The organism is Paenibacillus sp. NFR01 (assembly GCF_900111565.1).
Taxonomy (GTDB): Bacteria; Bacillota; Bacilli; order Paenibacillales; family Paenibacillaceae; genus Paenibacillus_AQ.
The window spans coordinates 259,447-282,592 of record NZ_FOIK01000005.1 but is presented as its reverse complement, the minus strand read 5'-3'; the positions used below and the strand labels follow the sequence as shown (position 1 = coordinate 282,592).

Genomic DNA, 23,146 nt, shown 5'->3' with positions numbered 1-23,146 from the left:
ACTCCGCACAGGTTCCTAAAGGGATTTCTCGCCTGTTAGCTCGCACAACATTTTAGGAGGGAACAGATATGCAACTGCAAAAGATTTTTAATACGGATGCGCCGAACAAATCCACCCGCATCATCGACGGGGAAAACTCCGGCATCCTCAACTGGAACGACATCCGCATGCCGCATATGTACAAGCTGTACAAGGTGCTGCTGCTCAACCACTGGATCGCCGACGAAATCCCGATGGCCAAGGACGCCCAGCAGTTTCCGCTGCTGGAGGCGGAGGAACAGCGGGTGTTCAAGATTAACATCGGCCTCCTGGCCGTGCTGGATTCGATGCAGACGATGTTCGTCGGCGACGTGAAGCGTTATTTTACCGATTCCTCGCTGGAAGCCATTTCGGCCATTATCGGGCAGCAGGAGGTCGTGCATAACCAGTCGTATTCCTACGTCCTCTCCTCCATTGTCTCGGAGAAAGAGCAGAAGGAGATTTTTGAATACTGGAAGCATGATCCGGTGCTGCTGGAGCGCAACCAGTTTATTTCGGATATTTACCAGGAATTCCGCGACGAGCCGAGCAAACACACCTTCTTCCGCGCCATGGTTGCCGATCTCATTCTGGAGGGCATCTTCTTCTACAGCACCTTCGCCTTCTTCTACAATCTGGCCCGCGACCAGAAAATGATGGCGACCAGCCAGATGATCTCCTACATCCAGCGCGACGAGAACCAGCACTGCTATTTCTTCGCCGAGGTGTTCAAGCAGCTGCTGCTGGATTTCCCGGAGCTGAACACGCCGGAAAATATGGATTACGTCTACCGGACGATCGACCGGGCGGTGGAGCTTGAAACCAACTGGGCGCATTACACGCTGACCCATGTACGCGGCATCGACCTGAATGAACTGGGCGACTACATCAAATACATCGCCAACAAACGCCTTGCACTGATGGGGCTGGATAAAGCTTACCAAGGCGTGGACGTCAACTGCATGCCATGGATCAAGCCGTTCTCCGATGAAGCGCTCAACGCGACCAAAACCGACTTCTTCGAGGCCAAATCCCGCAACTACGGAAAAACAAGCGACGATAACGGGTTTGATGATCTGTAATCGCCGGAGCTGCTGAAGCTGGCCGCCGTACTTATCCGGAATATTCAATAACTGCGCAGAAAAAAAAGCATGGGTGCTTCCCGGCCGTGACCGGAGCAACCATGCTTTTGCTGTTATAGGACGACACTGGGCGAATGCCAGCTTTCTTCATACCATGCCGGCCTGATGCCCGTTTTTCAGGGCTGTGCCTTCCGGGCGGCCTTCAGCGCTGTTTCCTCCGCCAGCTCGCCGACCGCAGCATCCAGCCGCAGCTTCAGCTCCTCGGCCAGTTCTACAATTCCCTGGTCGTTTCGTACCGCCTGCGAGTCCACCGCGAACACCCCGCCAAGAATATGGCGCGCGCCCAGTACGGATAATACGGGTTTCAGCGCGTATTCGATCGTCAGCAGATGCGCAAGACTGCCGCCCATAAAGAGCGGAAGGACGATTTTGCCGGCCAGGCCCTTTTGCGGTATCAGGTCGAGAAAGGTTTTGAGTACGCCGGTATATGAAGCTTTATACACGGGACTGACGACAATGACGGCATCCGCCTCGGCGACCAGCCCGTTCGCTTTGACGATCGCCTCGCTTTCGAAACGGGTATGAATGAGATCCTCCGGCGGCAGCTCCGCGATATTGATGCGTTCGACCTCGAACCCGCGGCTGCGTAAATCGGACTCCGCATGATCCATGACGGCATTGATCCGCGACACCAGCGAAGGCGTTCCGTTGACAACGACGATTTTGGGCACTTCCGTCCACCTCGTTTTCCGATAGGCTTTACTTAAAATTACAAATAATCGTAGCAAAGCAACCGGACCGTTGTCAAACCCTTGTTAAGAACTTCATTTATCCAAAACTCCATAATATGCTAATAAATAGTTGATGTCTTTTTGAGGATGGTGGATATGGTGCTCAAAAAAGTCCTGATTTACCTTTTGCTCCTGGTAGTCGCCGGCAGTCTATTCTTGGCCAAATACCGTTTTCCGTTAGCAATCGATAAAACGTTTCCCGCCATTGAATTCCGAAGGGGCAACCCGGCATCCGCAGAGAAAACCGTCGTGCATATCAAAGGCAAGCTGTACCGCCCTCTCTTCCGCAATCAGCAATTCAACGGGAACATCACCGTTGAGAAATATGACTACCAGCCGTACCGCATGTTTGATATTACGTTTTACTCCGATATCCGGGGCGGTTGGGGGAATCTCGTCTACTTTAACACCGAAAAGCTGCCTGGGGGATACCAATTAGGCTCCATTTGGAAAAAAGGGCATTTCGACAGCGTGAAAATTTCGCCCTACGAGCCGATTGGCCCCGAGTCCGGAAGCGGCACAACCACCGATCTGCGCATTATCGCTCCCGCCGAAGATTATCAGACCGCAGCCGCAATTGAAAAAACATTCCCGGAGTAATCCCGTTGACGACCGGTCACTCGCAGGGTTGCCTTCTTCCGCATGCTGCGCTATACTGGGGGTCACAAGTTCACATGATACCAGGCCTATGACCGGCTTCCAACCGCGAGGCGTTTTCGACCGGAGTTCCGCACTCTCTAAGTTTACCGGGTTTCGCCCGTTACCGCGAAGACCAAAGCGGGCCTTGCCGCCGTATGAATTACGGAGCAGGGTCAACCTGGGTGGCACCGCGAGCTGACGCTCCTCGTCCCATGGATGAGGGCGTTTTTTGCGTTTTTTCAGACAAAAAAAGGAGCGATGCGGCATGCTGGACATGAATTTTATTCGAGGGAACGAAGAGCTGATGCGGAACACGGCGAAATGGAAAAACGCCGATTTCCCGCTGGATGAACTGTTGGAGTGGGACGACAAGCGGCGCGAACTGCGGCAGGAGACCGAGGGCCTGCGTGCGGAGCGCAACGCGCTCACCAAGGAGGTCGAGCGCCTGCTGCGCGCTGGCGAGAAGGACGCCGGCGAAGAGGCCAAAGCACGGGTGCGCGAGACCGGCCGCCGGCTGGACGCGCTGGAGCCGGCGCTGGCGGAAGCCGAGCGCCGCTGCGCGGAGCTGCTGCTGCTCGCGCCCAATCCCGTATCGGCCGACACGCCGATCGGGGCGAGCGACCGCGACAACGTCGAGCTGCGGCGCTGCGGGACGCCGGCCGCGCTCGGTTTTGCGCCGCGCGACCATGTGGCGCTCGGCGAGCTGCACGGGATTCTGGACATCCCGCGCGGCGTCAAAGCCGGCGGTCCGCGCAGCTACGTCCTGAAGGGCACCGGCCTGCGGCTGCATCTGGCCGTGCAGCAGCTCGCGCTCGACGTGCTGGAGTCGCGCGGCTTTACGCTGATGGACGTGCCGGTGATCGTGAAGCCGGAAGCGCTGGAGCGCACCGGGTTTTTCCCGGCAGGCAAGGATCAGACCTACGAGCTCGCCGGAGAGAACCGCTGGCTCGCGGGAACGTCGGAGGTTTCGCTCGTCTCGCTGTACAGCGACGAGGTGGTCGAAGTAGATGAACCGCTGCGCCTGGCCGGCATGTCGGCCTGCTTCCGCAGCGAAGTCGGCTCGGCCGGCCGCGACGTGCGCGGCCTGTACCGCGTGCATCAATTTTCGAAGATCGAGCAGGTCGTAATCTGCTGCGGCGACGCTGCCGTCTCGGAGCGGATGCTGCAGGAGATTCTGGGCAACGCGGAGCATATTCTGCAGCTGCTCGAGCTGCCTTACCGCGTCGTAGCCGTCTGCAGCGGCGACATGTCGCTCAAGACGCATAAGCAATACGACATCGAAACTTGGATGCCCAGCAGGGGAGCCTACGGCGAGACGCATTCGGCATCGAACCTGCTCGATTATCAGGCTCGCCGGTCGCACATCCGCCACCGCGGCGAAGACGGCCGGCTGCAGTACTGCCACACTTTAAACAATACGGCAGTCGCTACGCCGCGAATCCTGATTCCCCTTCTGGAGAACCATCAGCGGGAGGACGGGTCGGTTTATATACCGCAGGCGCTCCGCAAATACATGAACGGACTGGAGTCGCTGGAGGTCTGCGGCCCAGCCGTAAGTGTCGAAGAGTAGCAGCGACTTGTAACCCTATAAAAACGGGAACCGGATACTATTCCGGCTCCCGTTTTTTTTCGCGACAATGCATGTTTGGCGGTACCCCAGCCTCCTGAAATCAGCAGGCTGCGACCCGCCAATTTGGTCGGCTGAAGACGATGCACCGGGCAGCCCACTCGCTTTGGGCCAGCCGTAGCATGACGCTCATCTACAGCAAGCCTCACTGTAACGGACCTGAGCGCCGCTATTCGCCGGAAAACACACTATTTCCCAAAATAACGGACCTGAGCGCTGTTATTTCTCTGAATTCACGCAAAAACGGCTCGAAATGAGCAAATAACGGCGCTGGTGTCCGCTAGCTGCAGGAAATGCCCTTTTCTCTCGAAATAACGGCGCTCAGGTCCGCGAGCTATTCCGTTGAGGCTCCAGTCCATTTCCCCAGCCATCTTTGTGCCCAGCGAACCGTCTCCTTCGTCCCGTTCACCGTATTTCTGCCGGTTCTCCTTAATTTGATTCTACCTCCTTGCAGCTGTATTCAAGGGAAATTATGTATTGAAAGATCTAAGGAGTTTGATTATAATAAAACTCAACAACAGTTCTATAAATATAGAACAATATAAATTGCCTACAATTATCGAATCTCATTCAGGAGGAATTATGGACTATCAGCTTAACGTGGATTTCGCGCCGATGTATGAGTGTATTCAAAGCCTGACCGTCTTTTTATCCAAACAAAATCATACCGCTATCGATGCTGGCAAGCTGTGGGTCCGCGACGTCGAATCGCGTTTTGCCCCGGTGCAGCTGCGCCGGATGCGGGAGACGATGAAACGGATGAACGAATTTACCCTCGCGCCTTATATCTGGCGTTGCCCGGGTGATCGTACAGTGGAGGGATTCCTCGACTGGTTCGAATCGCTGCCGGCGGGAGAATTGTATGAACTTGCCGGAACCTTCGATCCCTCCGTTCCCGCAGGCTTGCCGGAGCTTCGTACCGCCGTCTGCGAGATGATCCGCATTTGGAATGAGGGTTATTTCGGCGGCATCGACACGGCAATTCTTCACGGGCTGGCAGAGGACGCGGAGCGCAAACGCGCGGAGCTGGCGCACGAGGATGCGGAAGCCGTATACGAACGCGCCACGGAAGGCTTCCGGATCCTGCAGGCGGACGGTCTGAAACAAATCGTGTTGATTCCCCAATATCACGCCCGCCCGCTGGTCACTTCTGCCATTTACAAGGAATACGTTTTTACCTTCTACTCCTGCGACGCGCTCCCCCCCGAACCGGGCCGTCCCGAACCTGCGCTCCTGCGTCTGACCCGGGGGCTGTCGGACGAGACGCGGCTGCAAATTTTAAGGCTGCTGACCCGGGAGCAGATGAGCTTTACTGAAATCGTGAAGCATATCGGCTTATCCAAAAGCACAATTCATTACCACCTGATCGCCCTGCGCGCCGCCGGACTTCTGGTGCTGCACATGTCGGGCAAAAGCATGTCCTACAGCCTGCGTCCCGAGGCACTGAACCGTCTATCAGAGAAAATGAACCGTTATCTCGAAAGCTAAGCCCCCGAAAAGGAGTGGTTTCCCATGTTGAAACGCAGCTACTACGGCCTGCTGGCCACGGTCTCACTCAGCACGTTCGGCGATACCTTCGGGCTATTGGCCATGGAATGGCTCGTCTATGATCTGACCGGCTCCAAGCTGGCCATGGGCGCACTGGCGCTCAGCTCGGGCATTCCCGAGCTGATTCTCCGCCTGCTCGGCTCGCCGCTGTCCGACCGGCTGCACCGTGTCCGGCTGATGGCCGGCCTGGCCGCCGTCCGTTTCGCGGCCATTGCGCTGCCGCTCCTCATGGGGCTGTTCGGCGGGCTGCAGCTGTGGCATTTGTTTGCCGCCGCCATGCTGAGCGGCGCCAGCTCCGCCCTGTTCATGCCGACGGCGATGGCCATCGTGCCGGACGTCGCCGGACAACGCAAGCTGACGCGCGCCTTCGCCGTCATCGACAGCTGCCGGAGCGCCGCCGTGCTGCTCGGACCGGCGCTCGCCGGCGTATTGACCGCCGCCAGCGGCGCACTGCCGGCACTGGGCATCAATGCCCTCTGTTACGCGGCAGCCATAATTACGCTGCTGACGCTGCCGTCCGCATCGAAGAAGCCTGCCGGCAGCGCCGGCAGTTTCTCCCTTCCCGCCTATCTCCGGGAGATCGGGGAAGGGTTTACGTTCTACCGCAGCTTCCCCGCGATGTTCATGATCATGCTGATGGCTTCGGTCAGCAATCTGTGCAATATCGCCGTGTGGACGATGATGGTCCCTTACGTCCGGGAAGTGCTCGGCCGCGGCGCCGGTGCGATGGGCCTCTTAACCACCGCCTCCGCGCTTGGCGCGATTACCGGACTGTCGGTCATTTCGTTCATCGGCGAAATCCGGCAGCGGCGGCTTGTTATGCTCGGCAGCTTAAGCGGCATCGGCCTGTTTACCGCACTTTGGGGACTCATTCCGATGTTCCCCTTTGCGCTGTGCGCCGCCTTCGCCTGCGGGTGCATGGGCCCCTTCTTCGGCTCGCTCAGTTCTTCGCTGCACGGCACGCTGGTCCCCGCCGAAATGCAGGGGCGCGTCAATTCCATCCGCTTCCTGATCGGCGGCGCCCTCCAGCCGTTCGGCGCGTTCGCCGGCGGCGCGATTGCCGAGCTGTACGGCTTGCCGGCCCTGTTTATCGCAGCCGGCCTGTTCCCAATCCTCTGCGCGGCGGCGGCGCTGCGCTTGCGCGGACTTAAACGGCTGAACGGCGATCTGGCCGGTCTGCCTGCCGTAGCCGCCAGCGGCGGCAGCAGCACGCCTTCGCCGGCGGCATAACTTTGCACGGGCGCGAAGCCCTGCTAACGCCCCCCCGAACAGCATACAGCCATGTGCTGCGCTCATGAACGCAGCACCAAAAAGGCGATGGACGCCCCCTCGGGCTACCATCGCCTTTCCTGCGGCTTCCCTTGACCGGGAAGCCGCCCCCATCTACAACTCCTTGCGCGACCGGGGCAGCCACGCTGCGGCATAATCGACAATGTCGCACTGCGGGATCAGCAGCGCATCCGCCGCAGCGACTTTTCCGCCGGTCACCCGTCCCGTCTCCCGCCGGTACGCTTCACCCAGCACGTCAAAATCGCCCGAATCCCAATTCAGATCCCGGTATTTCACCCACTGCCGCACGCCGTCCACCATCAGCGGCGCCCCGGCTTCCACGGTTTCCTTGCCGGGATATTCGGCCCGGCATTCCGCCAGGTGCAGCGAGGTATTGTTGAGGTGGCCGACGCCAAGCAGCAGCACATGCCCGCCCAGATCGTAAATGCGCGCCAGCGGCGAAGCTTCGCCCAGCGAATACTCCAGGCTGTGGCCGTCCGTCACGAAATCCCGGTGTTTGCCCCAGGCAGCAAACGAATGTGCCGGATGCCCGCTGCGCCGGACGCCGGCCTGCTTGCGGAAGCTGTCGGGGATAATGCCCATGCCTCGCAGCAGCGTCAAATCCGGGTCATATGCCGGCATCTGTTCGCGGATCACCGGCCACCAGGCTTCCGGTACAGGCGGCCGGCTCCACCCGGATGGATCGGACAAATCGGTGGAATGGGTCGGCATCACCAGCGTCCCTTCCGTCCCGAGCACCTGCTCCAGGGCCAGTATGACCGCAGGCGGGCCGCCGGCCACCCATTCCCCGAGCGATTTGAACGAGGAATGCAGCAGCAGCGTCATCCCTTCCTGCACACCCAATCTCCGGAAGTCTTCCGCCAGCGTCTCTACCGTTATCAGTTGCCCCTGAATCTCTTCCAAGCAAATTCCCCCCTTACGTTACTGCAGCGACTTCATCCGGAATTCGCCCGGCGAAATGCCCTCCAGCTCCTTGAACACCCGCGCAAAATGCTTGCTGCTCTCAAAACCGACGGCTTCCGCAATTTCCTCCAGCTTGTTGCCGCGGTTTTCCAGAAGCAGACGTTTGGCGTGGCGGATGCGGACTTTTTTGAGATGCGTAACAAAGCTTTCGCCGGTATAAGCCTTAAACGCTTCACTGAAATAAGAATAATTCAAAGAAACATGATTGCTGACCACAGCCATATTGAGCGGCCGGAAATAGTTCTCCTCGATAAACGCCAGCGCTTCCTTCATATCCGCATGCTCGGTGTGCACCGAGCGGACGCTCGTAATGTACTCGTCCACACGGATCAGGAGATGCTCCAGCGTGCGGTAATACTCGTGGAAATGGCGGAAATTGTACAGATTGCCGACGGCGCGGTACAGCTTCAGCACCTCCATCGAGGCCTCTCCATGTACCCGAAAAACCTCGTCCAGCACCCGCTCGTTCATCAGCATGCCCGCCGTTTCGATATACGACAGATCCAGCTGCTTTAACTGGTCGATCCGGAAGATCGCCGCCAGGAGCTGCTTCATTTCCTTCTCCCGGCCGGTCCCCAGCATGTTCAGCAGCTTGCGCAGTTCTTCCTCCGGTGCGGGGAAGGTCAACCGCTGCTCCATCACCGAAGCGTAATCCATGATATTGATTTGCGGATATAAAAACAAATATTTAAGCGCCCAGATCGCCTCTAAATAACTTTGGCGCAGCTGTCCGGCATCGGCGGCCTCGTGGCTGTAACCCACCAGAAGTTCGTTCAGCCCCCGCGCTTCCGCCTCCCGGGCAAGCTCCACGAAATGCTCCTTGCTGCGGCCGATCAGCACCAGTTTGCCGTCCCAGTCCGTCAGTACCTCTTGAAACGAGTCCTCCAGCGGTCCGGCAATCCGGTCGACGACCCCCTGAATTTCCTCCGGCCTCATCCGCATCCCGTCGGTGTAGTGGCAGACGACAACCCCCAGCGTGAAAGGCACCTTCGTCTGCTCCAGCTCCTCCAACAGCTCCTTGCCCGGCTGGACCTCCCGTTGCATCAGCAGGCCGCGCAGCCGCCCGGCACGCAATTCGCGGCGCACGCTTTCCGCCTCCTGCTCCCGGTCCCGGGTCGTCTGTTCCTGCTCTGCCCGTTCCGCTTCGATTTTCTCCAGAATGGCGAACAGCTCATCACGGCGGATCGGCTTCAGCAAATAGTCCTTTACCCGGTAACGGATGGCATTTTTGGCATATTCAAAATCGTCATGCCCGCTTAAAATGATGACCGCCGGCTTCTCCTGCATTTGGAACGCGCTCAGCCGTTCGAGCAGCTTCATGCCGTCCATCACCGGCATTCGGATATCCGTAATGATAATGTCGGCCCGCTCCCGGTTATGGATCTCCAGCGCCTCGGCGCCGTTGCCCGCAAGCATCACCGCATAGACATCGGGATACTCACGTTCGATCATCTTTTGCAGTCCCACTCGGATATTCTTCTCATCATCCACGATCAACAGTTTCTTCATGGTTGTTTGTCTCCCGTCAAAAGAACTTTCGGCAGCGTCATGAACACCGTGGTTCCCTCTCCTGCCTCGCTCTGTATTTCCAGCCCGTATTCTTCGCCGTAGAACAACTTCAGCCTTTGATGTACATTACGCAGCCCGATGCCGCCGGCGCGGCGGCCCCCCGGTCCGGCGGAAGAACCCGATGCCTGTTCCTCCTCATTGATTGACTCATGCAGGGCACGCAGCCGCTCCGGAGACATTCCGCCGCCGTTATCGCTGATTGCGATGACGATGAAACCGGACTGCTCGGCAATTTCAATACTGATTACCCGGTTCTCTGTCTCCTCGCTATCGCCGGCCCAGCCATGCTTCACGCTGTTCTCGACGATCGGCTGAAGCGACATCTTCAGTACCTCCAGCTCCATATGGGACGAAGCGATGCTTTGCAGCAAGGTGATCGGATGCTCAAAGCGGATATTCATCACATCGATATAATTTTCGATATGGCGGATCTCGTCGCGCAATTTAACATAATCGCCGGCCCATTTAAAATTGTACCGCATCATGCCGCCGAGCGAGGTAAGCGCATCCGAAATCTGGCGCTGATCCTCGACCTCCGCCAGCATTTTGATATTCTCCAGCGTATTATAGAGAAAATGGGCGTCGATTTGATTATGAAGCGTGCGCAGCTCCGCCTCTTTGGTAAGCGCCTGCTTATGCACAGCCTGGGCCACCAGCGTATTGATCGTATTCATCAGCTTGGAAAAATGATGGGCCAGTTCCCCGACCTCGCCGCCCCCGCGGATCACTGGGCCGCTGTAGGCTTCCCCGCGCCGCACCTTTTTCATGGCCTCCGTCAAAAGCCGGAGATTTTTCAAAATAAAAGCATTCAGGAAATAAGCAATAACCGTGACCAAAATGATAAAACCGATATTGGCGCCGATCAGCATATTCCGTGTATGTGAAATTTCCTGCAGCACTCCGTCCATGGAGACGATATTAAGCAGATCGGCGTTGATCCGCTCCAGCGGCCTGTGCATCAGCAGAAAAGATTTTCCGTTCTCCGAATAATGAATGTTCCAGCTTCCCGTTGCTTTATATTCCCGGAGGCGCTCCTTGATGACCTTCCCCATCTCCGGATTCGCTTTCAGAAATGAAGCCTGCTCCCGTGTAAAGATTTGTTCCTCGCTGTCGATCAGCATCATCTGCGACTGACTGTCCGGCGTGGACGAATAGGTGCGCGGGCTGAATTTCTCCAGCAGCATATCCACCTGCACCATGCCGATATGATGATCAGCCGGCTTGCTCATCTCGCGCAGCAGCGATACCTTTGGGGTTTGGGCGGGCACTTGATTGGCATAACGCTCCATGATATCCGGATCATTGTAGAGAAAGGACCAAGATTCCATCCCCTTCAGCTGCTCGGCCTTGCGATACCAGGGTTCATCGGCGACACGGCTTTCCCGGAAAAAAATCGGCCAGATTTCATGCACGTTCCCGCTCGAGAACAGGCGGAGATGTTCCACGTTGGGGTTGTAATATTGGATGCGCGTCAAGCTTTTGAAGCTGTTGTTGCTGAAATTAACAAGCTCCTCGACTTCCGGTTCGCTGGTATAGGACAAATAGTCCTGCACATCCAAATCGTCGTAAGCAACCTGAACGGCCCGAACCATGGATTCGATCTGGGTATTGATGTGCAGCTGTTCCATCTCCATCAAGGAATTGTTCTTGGACTCGGCTTCGCGCACATAAGTGTTGTTGATCGCTTTATACGAATAAAAGGACACCAGCAGACTGGGTCCCAAAATAATAAAGATATAGGAGGCAATCAGGCGGCTCTGCAGCGAGCGGCGCCCGAACCAGTAGGTGAACGAATTCCATAACGATGTGCCGCGCTTGCCTCTCTTCATAGGCCACTAACTCCTTAAAAAATGCAATATACAAATTTAAACACCCAAAAGCCCGCGGTCAGCGGGCGATTGGGCAGTGCTATCATTACAAGCCGAGTTTCTTTTTGTTTTCTTCGTATTTCGTTTGTTGGAAAGCTTGCACTTTCGCCAAACCGTAATCCTCTTGTTTCTTGATGTAATCCGCCCAGATCTTGTCAAAATCGGCTTCCGATGGAGCCATCAGCAGCTTAGGCAGCGTTTTGCCGCGCAGTTCCTTGATTTTGCCGAGAGCGATACCTTCCTCGGAGCTTGCGAGCGGATCGATTTGATCGAATTCCGAGAAGCTCTTCGCTTTACCCTTCGTCCAATCTTCCAGCTGTTTGTACGGCTCAACCGATTGCGGAGCCCATTGTTGCGTGATGTTCGTATTTTGCATCATCCAGAAAGTGAACGAGGAGCCGTATTTCTTGTCGAACGCGGAACGGTCTTTATTCATCAGGTCGAACACTTCTGGCTTGAATTGGTCTTTTCCATCAATTGTATCATAGCTGACGCCTTTTTCACCAAGATAAAGGTCTTTTTGGCCTTCTTCACTGTTCAGGTAGCTCAGGAACTTGATGGCACGGGCTTTGTCTTTAACATCCTTGGAGATCAGCGTTACGGTCCATCCGGAGATGCCAGGGCCGTTCAGCGTAGGAGCGTCCATATTGGCGTTAGCCGGGCCGTCAACAGCGATATAGATTTTGTTCGGATCCTTTTGGTACAACGTTCCGAGCTGGGAAGCGAAGTCGGTACGTTGGTACAGCATTGCGAAATAGCGGCCTTGAACGATTTTTTCTTCCATTTGCGCGCGTTTATCGATGAAGATGTCTTTTGCCAGCAGGCCGTCTTGGTTTGCTTGACGCAGAACTTTCATCCATTTGATATATTCGGGATCGGTTTCGCGGTTATACAGCTTGCCGTCTTTTTCTCTTGGAATGGCCAGGAAGTTCTGAATGTAGCCTTCCAAGGAATCGTTACCGGTTGCGGTAAACTCATGCAGACCGAGCGGAATCATCGGTTGGCCGTCGATTTCAGGGAATTTCTCTTTAGCGGCCTTCAGTGCGTTCAGGAAACCTTCCGGTGTACGCATATCCGGGCTGCCGATCGCTTCATAGATATCTTTGCGGACCACGAACGTTTGGTTGGACAAATAGGTGTCGCCGTATTTTTCATAGTCTTTAGGAGACGAGGAAGAGTTCGGATAACCGTATACGTTGCCGTCGGCTTGCGTATACCAGCTGAGTTTGTCCGGATCGGATACTTTGAAGAAATAAGGGTCATACTGTTCAGCCAGTTTGTTCAAAGGCTCAACGAGGCCGCCTTCGATCATTTTCTTCACGCCGTCTTCCCACCAGCCGAGGGTGATAAAGTCAGGCAGCTTGCCGGAAGCGATCAGCGTGTTCAGCTTTTCGTTTTCGTTGCCGGCAGGAACGATGAAGTTGAGGTTAACGCCGGTTTTTTTGGTTACATATTGGGAAGTCGGGTCAACGCCCCATTTATTAGGGAACCAGGCAAAGTTCAGATACCAGTCAAACGTAATTGGAGAAGTGTCGGATTTCCAGCCCGGCTCATCCGCCGATGCCGTTGCTTCGGGCGCTGTTGTTGCTGTTGCTTCCGCGGTCGTATTGCCGCCGGTGTTCTCTTTACCCGCATTGCCGTTTGCATTGTTGTTTCCGTTGCTGCCACAGGCTGCCAGCGAAAGCAACATGATCGATGACATCAGAAGCATCGTCAATTTTTTCGGCTTGCTTTTCATGCCCATACTTTTTTACCCCTTTTCATAAGTGTTTAAGAAAGTACATTATGTGCAACTCCAAAGCCGCCGCGTGGACGGCCTGGAAGAGTTACCGGTTTCGATGGCGCAGTTTTGCGCCTTGATCAGCCCTTGATGGAGCCGATCATCATCCCTTTAACGAAATAACGCTGCAGGAACGGATAAGCAAAGACGATTGGCAGCGTAGTGACGACCATCGTTGCCAGCTTGATCGACTGCGAGGTGACCGTTTTGGTGACCGCGCTTGCCTGGACGGCTACGACCATCTGGTTCGAGCTAGACTGCGCCACGACCCGGTACAGGAAGGTCTGAATCGGCTGCAGCAGTTCATTGTTGACGTAAATGATCCCTGTAAAATAATCATTCCATTGATACACGCCATGGAACAGGGCGATGGTTGCGATTACAGGCATCGATACCGGAAGCACGACCCTGAGGAAGATGCTCCAATCGTTGGCTCCGTCGATCCGCGCCGCCTCTTCCAGCCCGTCGGGGATTTCCCGGAAGAAGGTCATGAAGATAATCAGATCGAAGAAGCTGAACAATACCGGTATGATATACACGATGAATTTATCCAGCATATGCAGATCGCGGATCAGCAAGAAGGTCGGGATAAGGCCCCCGGAGAAAATCATCGTGATCGTTCCCATCAAAATGTAGAACTTGCCGCCGATCAAATCCTTGCGGGATAAAGCGTAGGCGACCATTGCCGTGAAGAATACATGCGCTACAACGCCGATCAGCGTCTTGGCAACCGTGATCCACATCGCGGTCATAATGCCCGAGTTGTTGAATACGGCCTGGAAGTTCTTCAGGCTGAACACCCGCGGCCACCAGTAAATGCCGCCCAGCATGGCGTCTTGTCCGTCGTTGAACGCAATAACCAGCACGTACCAGATCGGATACAGCGTAATGAAACAGATGCACAGCATCACCAGATTGTTCACAAGATCAAAGGCAAATTCGCCTTTTGTTCTGCGGTTTATTGAAAACATGTGCAGGTCCTCCTTGGCCTAAAACAACGAAGTGTCGTTGAGTTTTTTGGATACTTGGTTCGCAATCAGCAGCAGGATGAGCGCGATAATGGATTTGAACAGCCCGATTGCCGCCGAATACGAATAACGGCCTGCGGAAATCCCTGTGTAGTAAACGTAGTAGTCGATAACGTTACTTGCGCTGTCATTCAGCGAATTGCGCAATACCATGATCTGGTCAAAGTTGGAGTTCAGCACACCGCTGACCGCCAGAATAAACAGGATACTGATCGTCGATTTGATCGCCGGAAGCGTAACATACCACATCTTCTGGAACCGGCCGGCGCCATCAATCGTTGCCGCCTCGTACATTTCAGGCGAGATGCTCGTAATGGCTGCCAGATAAATAATGGCCGACCATCCCAGCTCCTTCCAGACATCCGAGGAGATAATAATCGTCCAGAAATACTTTGGTTCTGCCAGATAGGTAATCGGCTGGTCGATCAGGTGAAGCGCCATCAGAATATGGTTGATAATGCCCACATCCGCCAGCCAGGTGGCGAGAATGCCGCCGAGTACGACCCAGGACAGGAAGTGGGGCAGATAGGAGATCGTTTGAATCGCCTTTTTGAAGCGCAGCGACCGTACTTCGTTCAAGAAGAGCGCGAATACGATCGGCAGCGGAAAGGTCAGCAGCTTCAGCAAGCTGATGCCCAGCGTATTTTTCATCACGTAGCCAAAATTATCATCCGCCAAAAATTCCCTGAAGTGCTCCAACCCCGCCCACGGCGCTTCGCCGATGCTCCGGATGATGTCATAGTCCTTGAAAGCGATAATGACGCCGTACATCGGGATGTAGTTGAAAATGATCATCCAGACAACGCCCAGCAGAGCCATCGTCTGCAGATGCTTTTGTGTCAAGAATTTCCTCCACAGTCTGCGGCCCGGGCTTATTTCCTGGCTGTAAACCGGGGGAACTGCGGCGGGTGCCATCGATTCCAGCGACAATGTTTCCTTTGCGTTTGGTTTGTTTTTCATCTTACGGTCCTCCAGGCTCCATCTGATTCTTATATTTAAAACGCTTACAATGTATATGTCCATTGTATGGGTTATGGAGACGGACCGTAAGGTTTCATATTTTGGGATGAGGGTCTCATATTTCGGGTGGGCCGCCGAATGGCCGCCTCACCCGAAATATCAACACCCTTGCCAGGTTATTCCAGCACAACGTCGATCCGTGAAATTTCGCCGCGCCGCAGCGCCTCGGCATGGCTGCCGCGCAGCAGCGCCCCCGCCGTCCCGGCTTCGGTTCCATCCGCATAATGGAGCGACATGCGCTTGATCGTTGCCGCCTGCGCCCCGAACGTATCGGCGCGGCGCGCATTATGGTAAATCACGGCCGTGCTGCCAAGGAACGTGAAGCTCAGCTTGCCTTCCTCGTCAAACAGCCAGCCCGGCAGCGCCGGCGCCAGCGTCAGCGCGAGTTCGCCGTCCACCATGGAGAACGCCTTCTTGCCGGCCATCATCACTCTCCACATGCTGATGAATTCGGCCGTGGAGCCGCTCAGGCGGGCCACAAACCCTCTGCCGTGCACGCCCGGGTCCGGATTGCCGCCCGTGGCGATGAACGACGAGTTCTCCAGCGTGCTGCGGCCGTAAACCGCCGGGTCCAGGAACGGCACCAGCGAGGTTCGGAGTTCGCCGTAGAACTCCTCGTACAATCCCGCCTTCAGCAGCTCCAGGAGATACTTGTAGGACATATGCAGGAAGTTGGATTCCCGCTCCAGCCAGCCCGGCGTAAAAGCGCGGATCCGGCCGATTTCATGCGATTCGCCGTCCAGGCTGACGGAGGTCTGGTACATGGACGTTTGCGGATCGTAAAGTCCGGTATTCCGGATCATGTCGTAGATTTCCTTGGCTTTGGCCGGATTCTTCAGCGTCTTCAGCCAGCGTGCCGGCCCTTCCAGGAAATACGGCAGCGGGTACACCTCGAATTCCTCTACAACCGCTTTCGGCAGGCCGTAACCGCTGATCGCCGGGTTGCCCTCGGCATCGGTCACCGGCCGGAATTTCGTCGCCTCAAACCGGAAGTACGTCGGAACCAGCCCGCCGCCCAGCTCGGCAGCGCGTTCAATCCCTTGATCGATCCGGGCGGCAAAGCGGGCCAGAATCTCCCCGATCTCTTGAAGAGCTACATCCGTTTGCTCCCCGCCGATACCGAATCGCACCGATTCACGGTAGGCTTCGCGGGCGGAAGCCACCTGATCCCAGTAGCCGAACGGAGTCAGCCCGCCGGCTTGCAGATCAAGCAGCGCCCGGTCCACTTCGCGCAGCAGCTTCGCCATCTCTGTCGGCAGCGCTACGCTTTCTTCGCCGTATTCGCCGCTCTTCAGCGTCTCCAGCAGGAAGAGCACCTGGCGCTTAAGCTCGAACGTCTCGCTCATTCCCGAGCCGAACAAGCCCGGCAGCCCGTTCATGGCATCGTTCCAGCCCGGCTTGTTGGCTTCCATCTCCACGCCCATGCCGTACGGGTCCAGCGTGGCGAACTTGTTCAGCGCGAGCGACACCATTTTGGCGAACAGATTGGTGCGGTAGATGGCACCGGTGCCATGCTCCGTGCGCAGCCAGTGGGTCTCGCCGGCTTTACGGCCCAACCGGTGCAGCTTCTCTTCGTCCTCCAGCAGCGCGCCATACTGGCGGACCTTGCCTGCACTGAGCACGTATTTTTCATGACGCGGTAGGACGTACGCCGGGCTGTCATAGAACGCGTAGCTGTTGTCGCCGAAGAGCAATTCATTCTTTTTATCCGGGAAAATATCCAGGTAACCCTCTACCAAGTCAAGGTTGTAGGTCCAGTGGTCGGACCAGAAGCCCTCCCCGAACGCCGCTTCGATATTTTGCTGCGATTTCGCCATCACCTCGGACAGAAATTCCTCTTCGGTAACGCTAAGCGCGATATGATGATCGGCAATATAGTTGATCAGGCGTCCCGGCGTAAACTTGCCGCGGCACAGCTTAACCAGCTCCTCATAACGCTCCGGTGCAGCCTTTTGCAGCCAGGCCTCCAGCTCGGCCTTATGCTCCGGTTTCACTTCAAAGCTGGTGCCCTGCACGCTGAGCGGATTGTACCCGTCCGCCTGAATGAGGCTGTAGAACATGCGAATGTTGAAGCTGCCGACTCGCGGGTTGAAGAATACGTCGTTGCGCCGGTTCTGGTTCATGTCGCGGAAGTTGCCGTTGCCCTGGGAATAATATTCCGGCGCCAGCGAGAAGAAATTGTAATCGCGTTCCATGTCCCCGTGCTTCCGGGAATACAAATGCACTACATGCCCCTCCGACCCGTTCTCGAAAATAAACGGATACCCGCCGCGCAGGAAATTGTCCATATAAGACTGGCGGCAATACGCGTCGAACAGCGCCGAAGACGTATGCGTCGCGATGTCTTCTGTAAGCTCCTCGGTCAGCGCCGCCGCTTCCCGCGCTTTGGCTGCGATATACTCGCTGCTGCAGAGCTGCTCGGCGCGCGCATTAATGCTCTCGATATCGCCGACATGGCCGATGATCGTGTTCAGCGCCAGCTTCCCGCCCGGAGCCAGCGTTTTCGCCACGCCGCTGAAGCCGCAAGGCACCTTGTTTACCGGATATTCCGGAAGCGCCTGCAGTTCGGACAGCGGCAGGGAAGCAAAACCTTCCGGATAGGCCAGCGAGGTAATCGCGCCGAATACAACCTCAAAATCCACAAAGGGCTTCACGCGCTCGCCCTCTCCGGTAAAGGAGAGATAGAAATGCCCGCTGCGGATTTCGCCGATCTCGGCGCTGTCGTTCGTGCTGGAGCGCAGCTTGTAGAACGGAATGCCGTTCTCCAGATTGTACACGTCCATCCAACTGCGCAGCAGGTTGCCCATTTCCTTATAATTGGCGTTCTCCACGCCGTAAGGCAGAAGCTCTGGCAGGCCGTCGAGCAGCTCCAGCGAAAGCTCCGCGCCGCCGATGTTCTCGATCTCCACCTGCCGCACCAGCGCGGCATAGCTGTCGTTCGGCATATTGAAATAACGGACCGTCGTTTTCAGCCCATGCCCGGCATGCGTCTCTTCGATCACAAGGCCGTTCGGCTGAATGGTCATGGTCCGCAGGGCGGCGGCATCCGGGCGGGACGATTGGAACGGCTCGTAAATGTCCGGCAAGGCACCCAGCTTCACAAAGGTGCGGAAGCCGGTCATCGCCACGTTCTTGTAGGAAATATTCGCCGGGGAGAATTCCATGATCGGCGAGTTTTTGTCGCGCACTCCGAAGCTGCAGATGCCTTGTCCGCGGTTGACGTAGAACGTCCACATCGGAATGCCCTTCAGGCCGGCCAGCCCTGGCAGGAAACTGGCGAATGGCTTGCCTTCATGAAACTGCTCAATAACGAAATGACCGGATTCAAAATGATAATTACTCAAAATGTCGTCCTCCTGTAAGTAAGAAATAGTTAACCGATAAGATAGGTAGCGATGGAATGCGGCGCCAGCGTCGCTTCCGCCCATTCGCCGCCCAGGCCGATTGTAAACGCCCGCGCTTCGTCGGTCTCGTTCATCGCCACGAGCACAAGGCTGCCGTCCGGATTGCGGAAAGCGGAGGACAACACGCCCTCTGCGGAAGCTTCCAGCCCGATCCGGACTGCACCCGGCTGAACGTACTTGCTGAAATGCCCGATGTAATAATACGAGCTGTTATAGTGGACTTCGCCGGTGGTCGTGTCCGCAATGATCGGCGCATCGCACAGATTGCCCACATGGTTCGGGCCGCCCGTCTCGTCCAGCACGAGATTCCAGTCGAGATATCCTTCGACCCAGGCGTTCAAATCGCCGATCATGTTCCGGCCGTAGCGTTCCCCGGTAAACCATTCGCCCAGCTTCACGCCGCCCTCCTGGCAGCCTTCGGTAAACAGCAGATGTTTGTCCGGGAACAGTTCATGTACCTTGGCGACTTGGGAAAAATCTTCGCTCACATACCAGTGGATGCCGGTTCCCCACACGTATTTGGCCGCTTCGGGATCAGACATTACGGTCTGGGCGCGTTCCACCATAATGTCGCGGTTGTGGTCCAGAATCAGAATGCGGATGTCCCCGAGCCCGGCCGTATGCATGGCAGGACCAAGATGATTTTTCACAAAATCGCGTTCTTCTTCAGAAGTGTAAATGCAGGAGTCCCACACTTGTACGGCGGCAGGTTCATTTTGTACCGTAATGGCCCAGATCGGCACCCCTTCGCTGCGGTAGGCTTCGATAAACTTCGTGTAATACCGTGCCCACACATCGGCATATTCGGGCTTCAGCGAGCCGCCGTTATTCATATCCCCGTTTGTTTTCATCCAGGCCGGCGGACTCCATGGAGAAGCAAGCATCGTGAACGGCTCGCCGCCCTTCTCTTTCATCGCATCTTTAATCAGCGGCAGCACCCACTGATGGTCATGCGAAATATCGAAGGTGTTCAGCTCGGTGTCATAATCTTCAATATAGGTATAATTCCCGAGCGCGAAGTCGCAGCTGTGGATGTGCACGCGCCCCATGGTATAGTTCAGGCCTTCTTCCGGGTGAAAATAACGCCGGATGACCTCCGCCCGCTTCTCCGGGCTGATCCGCGACAACGTATACGCCGCCGCTTCTGTAAAAGCGCCTCCAAAACCAATGATCATCTGGTACTCCGTTTCAGGCGACAAATGCAAATCTGCGGTCCGGTCCTCCGGCCGGGCGGTGAAGCCGATAGTGTCCGCGGGCGCGAGGCGCTGGCCGCTGTCTTTGGCGGTAATTACGGTACGAATTGCTGTCATGGGTTTCCTCTCCTCATTCAAAGTTATGAACTATAGGAAAAAACCAAACCAATCGAAACCGGTTTCGATTTTTTCGAAAAAAAATGCGCCGCTGAATCACGCATTTTTTATGCCTCTCCAGGCGGTGCGCTGGAATCGCGGACCACCACTTCGACCGGAAGCATGAGCGCCTCCATGTCCAGAAGCTTGTTATCGATCGTTGAGAGCAGCATTTCCGCGGCTTTCGTCCCAAGCTCAGCCGTGTTCTGACGAACGGTCGTCAAGGCCGGCGTCACATACCGCGCAAGCTCGATGTCGTCAAAGCCGATGACGGATACGTCTCCCGGTACGGAAAGCCCGTGATCCTTCGCAGCCATCACCGCACCAAGCGCCAAAAGGTCGCCCGAAGCGAATACGGCTGTCGGACGTTCCCGGTGTGCAAGAAGATGCTGCATTGCGGCATATCCGTTCTCCAGCGCGAAAAATCCGCCTTCCACGATATACCCTTCCGGAATCTCCAGGCCGTGGCGTTCCATCGCCATGGTATACCCCTGCTCCCGCTGTTCGCCGGGAAAGGAGTTGCCGCCCCCGGAAATATGCGCGATGCGTCGGTGTCCGAGCGAGACGAGATAATCGATCGCCTGCTGCGCTCCGGCTTGATTGTCGGAGCAGACGGTGTGGGACAACGTCGTCTTGAAATCGAGGATAACCTTTGGAATGTTGCTTTCCAGCAGTTCGCGGAAATAAGGATCTTCATAGTCGGACAGGAAGACAACAACGCCGTCCACCCCGTGAATCCGGCAATTCTCCAGATATCCGCTCTGCTTGCCGCCGACATCCTTGGAGATAAACATCAGGGCATACCCTCTGGCGACGGCGACCTGCTTAAAGCTCTCAATGACGGCTCCGAAGAACGGATGGCGGATGCCCGCGCCCGTGCTCTCCACAAACAACACGCCGATCGTCCAGGATTTCTTCGTCGTCAGCGTCCGCGCATGCGCATTAGGCAGATACCCCATTTCGCGGGCCGCCTGAAGAATCTCCTCGCGAGTCTTTTCGCGTACATCAGAGTAATTATTGAAGGCCTTGGATACCGTCGTCGGCGAGTAACCGGTCTTTTTGGCAATATCGTATATTGTAGTCAATCCGGTTCCACCCTCCAGCCGTTTTTTATGAAAGCCCTTTTTTATTCACTGCCATTCTATCGTCTTTCCTCTTTGCCGTCTAGTACAAAATACCGCTGAACCGATGGGAGCAGCGTCACCGCCTGAATCAGCAGCCCCAGGCACATATAAGCGACATGGATGACGGAGACCGAGTCCATCATGTACGTCTGCACTATGATCCAGATGATTTGCCCGAATCCAAGGTACAGGGAGAGCGTCCAGGCGCCGTGCTGCGCTTTGAACGGGCCGAAGGACATCGGCCACTCCGGTTTCTTGACCAGTCCATACAATACGATCAGGGGAAGCAGGCCGAACACTACCAGCAGCAGGATGCCGGGAATCAGATAATCGTCAAAGGGCGAACGCTCCAACAGGGACATCGGAAGACCTATATTTTCGCCGCTCGGATCGGACAGCAGGCCAAAGCCGCCCGCAATGGCGCCGATTCCCAAAAAAGCCTGCAAGATGTACAGAAAAATAACCGTTCCTGGACGTTTATGCACATTTGTCATAATATTCCCCCGTTTCTAAGGTTGGTTACCGGCAATATCTTCCAGATTAAATTTTTTCCCGGAAGATCGCCAAGACAGATGTCACAATGATCCGTATTTATCGGAACATCCTGCTTTCTGCTCGTGTGAACCGGGGCCGGATACGTTATACTAAAAGGGTTAGTATCGCGATGAAAGGATCGGGCTGGCTCAGCCCTTAACACATAGCCATGAATGAACACAGTCTGACTGAAACGAAACAATGCGCGTACTGCCACGAAATCAAGCCGCTCTCCCAGTTCCGCAGAAGGACGGGAAAGCGGGCCAAGGGCAGTACTCGTCGCGGTGCCTGCCGGGAATGCCGGAAACAGCGCGCCGCTAAGCCTGCGGAACCCGCAGCTCTCGAACAGCAGCGCGGCAAAACCGCTCCGCCGGCTGTCGCAGGCGCAGCCAAACCGGTCGAGACCAAGCAGATACGGCCTCGGCCCGACAAACGGCGGAAACATACCGTACAGCCGGGACAACGCCCGGAGCCCGGCGACGCCACCGCGCTCATCCCTTCGGCCAAAGGCATGATTCTCATGCGCGGCCACAGCGACAAAGGGCGCCGCTGGCATCAGGAGATCGACCTGGAGCTTGCGGTTACGCTCGTCAGGGAGCATGCCGCGGTTGTCATTAACCGCCGGACCATTAAACGGCTGTACAGCAACAAGGATTTCCGGACGATGATCCTGGAGAGAGACCGCTACATTTGTTATTTCTGCGGTTTGTACGGGGATACGATCGACCATTTGCTGCCCCGGGCCAAAGGCGGGCATACAACGCCGGATAACTGCGTCTGCGCCTGCAATTTGTGCAATCAGAGCAAAGCCGACCGCTCGGTTGAGGATTTTATGCGCCGGAAATAAACAAATAGCCCCACAACGTGGGGCATTGCTTCGAAGCTTTGTCAGGTACTTTGCGGGGACCCCCGGCATTACCCGGTGATTCGCTTGACCCGGCCGACCTGACCATCCTGCAGGCGGACTTTGATACCGTGGGGATGGCGGGGCGAATTGGTCAGAATATCTTTGACAATGCCGCGCGTCAGCTTGCCGGTTGCCTGGTCCTGCTTCAGCACAATATCGACCTCAAGGCCTGGGCGGATATCCGCTCTTGATTGTCCGTTCATGAAGTACCCCCTTTCGCGATTGTACGAACGTGGTGTGAAATTCTAGTGAGAACAGGGATGAAGACAGCGATGGCATTCGGAATCAACAGAGAGGAACTTAACCGCTGGAAAGCGGCCGTCGCCCACGGAGAAATCGCATTCCTGACCCATTATTGGCTGGACCCGCGGTTTCCCGGCGTCACGACGGTCACAAAAGTGGGCTGCAGCGATCTCGCCCGGCTCACCGTCTGGTGCGAAAACAACGGGCTGCCGCCCCGCTATATTCATAAACGCAATCCGTTTCCCCATTTCGACCTGATCGGGCCGAAACAGGCGGAGATTCTAAAGAACGAAGGTCTCTGGGAACAGATCGAACGGTTCCGGCTGCTTTAGCCGCGGGTTGCCCTAACAGGGCAGCCCGCT

Annotated in this window: 19 protein-coding genes; 7 read left to right on the top strand and 12 right to left on the bottom strand. The window is 56.1% G+C overall.

Going from position 1 to position 23,146, the window contains the following annotated elements; translation table 11 throughout:
• The first annotated feature begins 68 nt into the window (after positions 1-68).
• On the top strand, positions 69-1,100 hold the full coding sequence (locus BMW84_RS20500) for a ribonucleotide-diphosphate reductase subunit beta (RefSeq protein WP_091071577.1): 1,032 nt from the start codon (positions 69-71) through the stop codon (positions 1,098-1,100).
• Positions 1,101-1,276: 176 nt separating this feature from the next.
• Here the strand turns inward: BMW84_RS20500 and ssuE are convergent, their stop codons facing one another.
• Positions 1,277-1,831, bottom strand: coding sequence for an NADPH-dependent FMN reductase (ssuE, locus tag BMW84_RS20495; RefSeq protein ID WP_091071575.1), 555 nt, complete (start codon positions 1,829-1,831; stop codon positions 1,277-1,279).
• A gap of 156 nt (positions 1,832-1,987) precedes the next feature.
• On the opposite strand from ssuE, the gene BMW84_RS20490 reads away from it, so the two are divergent.
• The 4 genes from BMW84_RS20490 to BMW84_RS20475 all read left to right on the top strand — a co-directional run bounded on the left by BMW84_RS20490 (position 1,988) and on the right by BMW84_RS20475 (position 6,935).
• Positions 1,988-2,491: a hypothetical protein gene (locus tag BMW84_RS20490; protein ID WP_091071574.1), complete on the top strand. Its 504-nt coding sequence runs from the start codon at positions 1,988-1,990 to the stop codon at positions 2,489-2,491.
• A gap of 304 nt (positions 2,492-2,795) precedes the next feature.
• Positions 2,796-4,100, top strand: a complete 1,305-nt coding sequence (gene serS, locus BMW84_RS20485; protein WP_091071572.1) for a serine--tRNA ligase — start codon at positions 2,796-2,798, stop codon at positions 4,098-4,100.
• A gap of 639 nt (positions 4,101-4,739) precedes the next feature.
• Positions 4,740-5,645: an ArsR/SmtB family transcription factor gene (locus BMW84_RS20480; protein WP_091071571.1), complete on the top strand. Its 906-nt coding sequence runs from the start codon at positions 4,740-4,742 to the stop codon at positions 5,643-5,645.
• Positions 5,646-5,669: 24 nt separating this feature from the next.
• Complete coding sequence (locus BMW84_RS20475) at positions 5,670-6,935, top strand: MFS transporter (protein WP_091071569.1); 1,266 nt, start codon at positions 5,670-5,672, stop codon at positions 6,933-6,935.
• Positions 6,936-7,088: 153 nt separating this feature from the next.
• On the opposite strand, the gene BMW84_RS20470 is transcribed toward BMW84_RS20475, so the two are convergent.
• The 10 genes from BMW84_RS20470 to BMW84_RS20425 form a co-directional block, all read right to left on the bottom strand.
• Positions 7,089-7,898: an AAC(3) family N-acetyltransferase gene (locus BMW84_RS20470; RefSeq protein ID WP_091071568.1), complete on the bottom strand. Its 810-nt coding sequence runs from the start codon at positions 7,896-7,898 to the stop codon at positions 7,089-7,091.
• An 18-nt stretch (positions 7,899-7,916) separates the two neighbouring features.
• Positions 7,917-9,467: a response regulator gene (locus tag BMW84_RS20465; RefSeq protein ID WP_091071566.1), complete on the bottom strand. Its 1,551-nt coding sequence runs from the start codon at positions 9,465-9,467 to the stop codon at positions 7,917-7,919.
• The gene (locus tag BMW84_RS20460) at positions 9,464-11,356 is read right to left on the bottom strand and encodes a cache domain-containing sensor histidine kinase (RefSeq protein ID WP_091071565.1); all 1,893 of its coding nucleotides are present in this window, start codon (positions 11,354-11,356) and stop codon (positions 9,464-9,466) included. Before BMW84_RS20460 ends, BMW84_RS20465 begins: the two co-directional genes overlap by 4 nt.
• 85 nt (positions 11,357-11,441) lie before the next feature.
• Positions 11,442-13,139: a type 2 periplasmic-binding domain-containing protein gene (locus BMW84_RS20455; protein ID WP_091071563.1), complete on the bottom strand. Its 1,698-nt coding sequence runs from the start codon at positions 13,137-13,139 to the stop codon at positions 11,442-11,444.
• Between the two features lie 116 nt (positions 13,140-13,255).
• Positions 13,256-14,146, bottom strand: a complete 891-nt coding sequence (locus BMW84_RS20450; RefSeq protein WP_091071561.1) for a carbohydrate ABC transporter permease — start codon at positions 14,144-14,146, stop codon at positions 13,256-13,258.
• A gap of 18 nt (positions 14,147-14,164) precedes the next feature.
• Complete coding sequence (locus BMW84_RS20445) at positions 14,165-15,118, bottom strand: ABC transporter permease (protein WP_091071603.1); 954 nt, start codon at positions 15,116-15,118, stop codon at positions 14,165-14,167.
• A 221-nt stretch (positions 15,119-15,339) separates the two neighbouring features.
• The gene (locus tag BMW84_RS20440) at positions 15,340-18,567 is read right to left on the bottom strand and encodes a cellobiose phosphorylase (RefSeq protein ID WP_091071560.1); all 3,228 of its coding nucleotides are present in this window, start codon (positions 18,565-18,567) and stop codon (positions 15,340-15,342) included.
• A 29-nt stretch (positions 18,568-18,596) separates the two neighbouring features.
• Positions 18,597-19,937 carry a glycoside hydrolase family 30 protein gene (locus BMW84_RS20435; RefSeq protein ID WP_091071558.1) on the bottom strand — a complete coding sequence of 447 codons (1,341 nt, stop codon included), beginning with the start codon at positions 19,935-19,937 and terminating at the stop codon, positions 18,597-18,599.
• A gap of 107 nt (positions 19,938-20,044) precedes the next feature.
• A complete protein-coding gene (locus BMW84_RS20430; RefSeq protein WP_091071557.1) occupies positions 20,045-21,061 on the bottom strand; it encodes a LacI family DNA-binding transcriptional regulator in 1,017 nt (338 codons plus the stop codon).
• A gap of 56 nt (positions 21,062-21,117) precedes the next feature.
• Positions 21,118-21,594 (bottom strand): hypothetical protein, encoded by a 477-nt coding sequence (locus BMW84_RS20425; RefSeq protein ID WP_091071555.1) that lies wholly within the window; start codon positions 21,592-21,594, stop codon positions 21,118-21,120.
• 209 nt (positions 21,595-21,803) lie between these two features.
• Between BMW84_RS20425 and BMW84_RS20420 the strand changes: the two genes are divergently transcribed.
• A complete protein-coding gene (locus tag BMW84_RS20420) occupies positions 21,804-22,481 on the top strand; it encodes an HNH endonuclease (RefSeq protein ID WP_091071553.1) in 678 nt (225 codons plus the stop codon).
• Between the two features lie 68 nt (positions 22,482-22,549).
• Here the strand turns inward: BMW84_RS20420 and BMW84_RS20415 are convergent, their stop codons facing one another.
• Positions 22,550-22,744, bottom strand: a complete 195-nt coding sequence (locus tag BMW84_RS20415) for a YwbE family protein (protein WP_091071551.1) — start codon at positions 22,742-22,744, stop codon at positions 22,550-22,552.
• Positions 22,745-22,813: 69 nt separating this feature from the next.
• Here BMW84_RS20415 and BMW84_RS20410 point away from each other — a divergent pair, with 69 nt between their 5' ends.
• Positions 22,814-23,116: a hypothetical protein gene (locus tag BMW84_RS20410; protein ID WP_091071549.1), complete on the top strand. Its 303-nt coding sequence runs from the start codon at positions 22,814-22,816 to the stop codon at positions 23,114-23,116.
• The last annotated feature ends 30 nt before the right edge of the window (positions 23,117-23,146 follow it).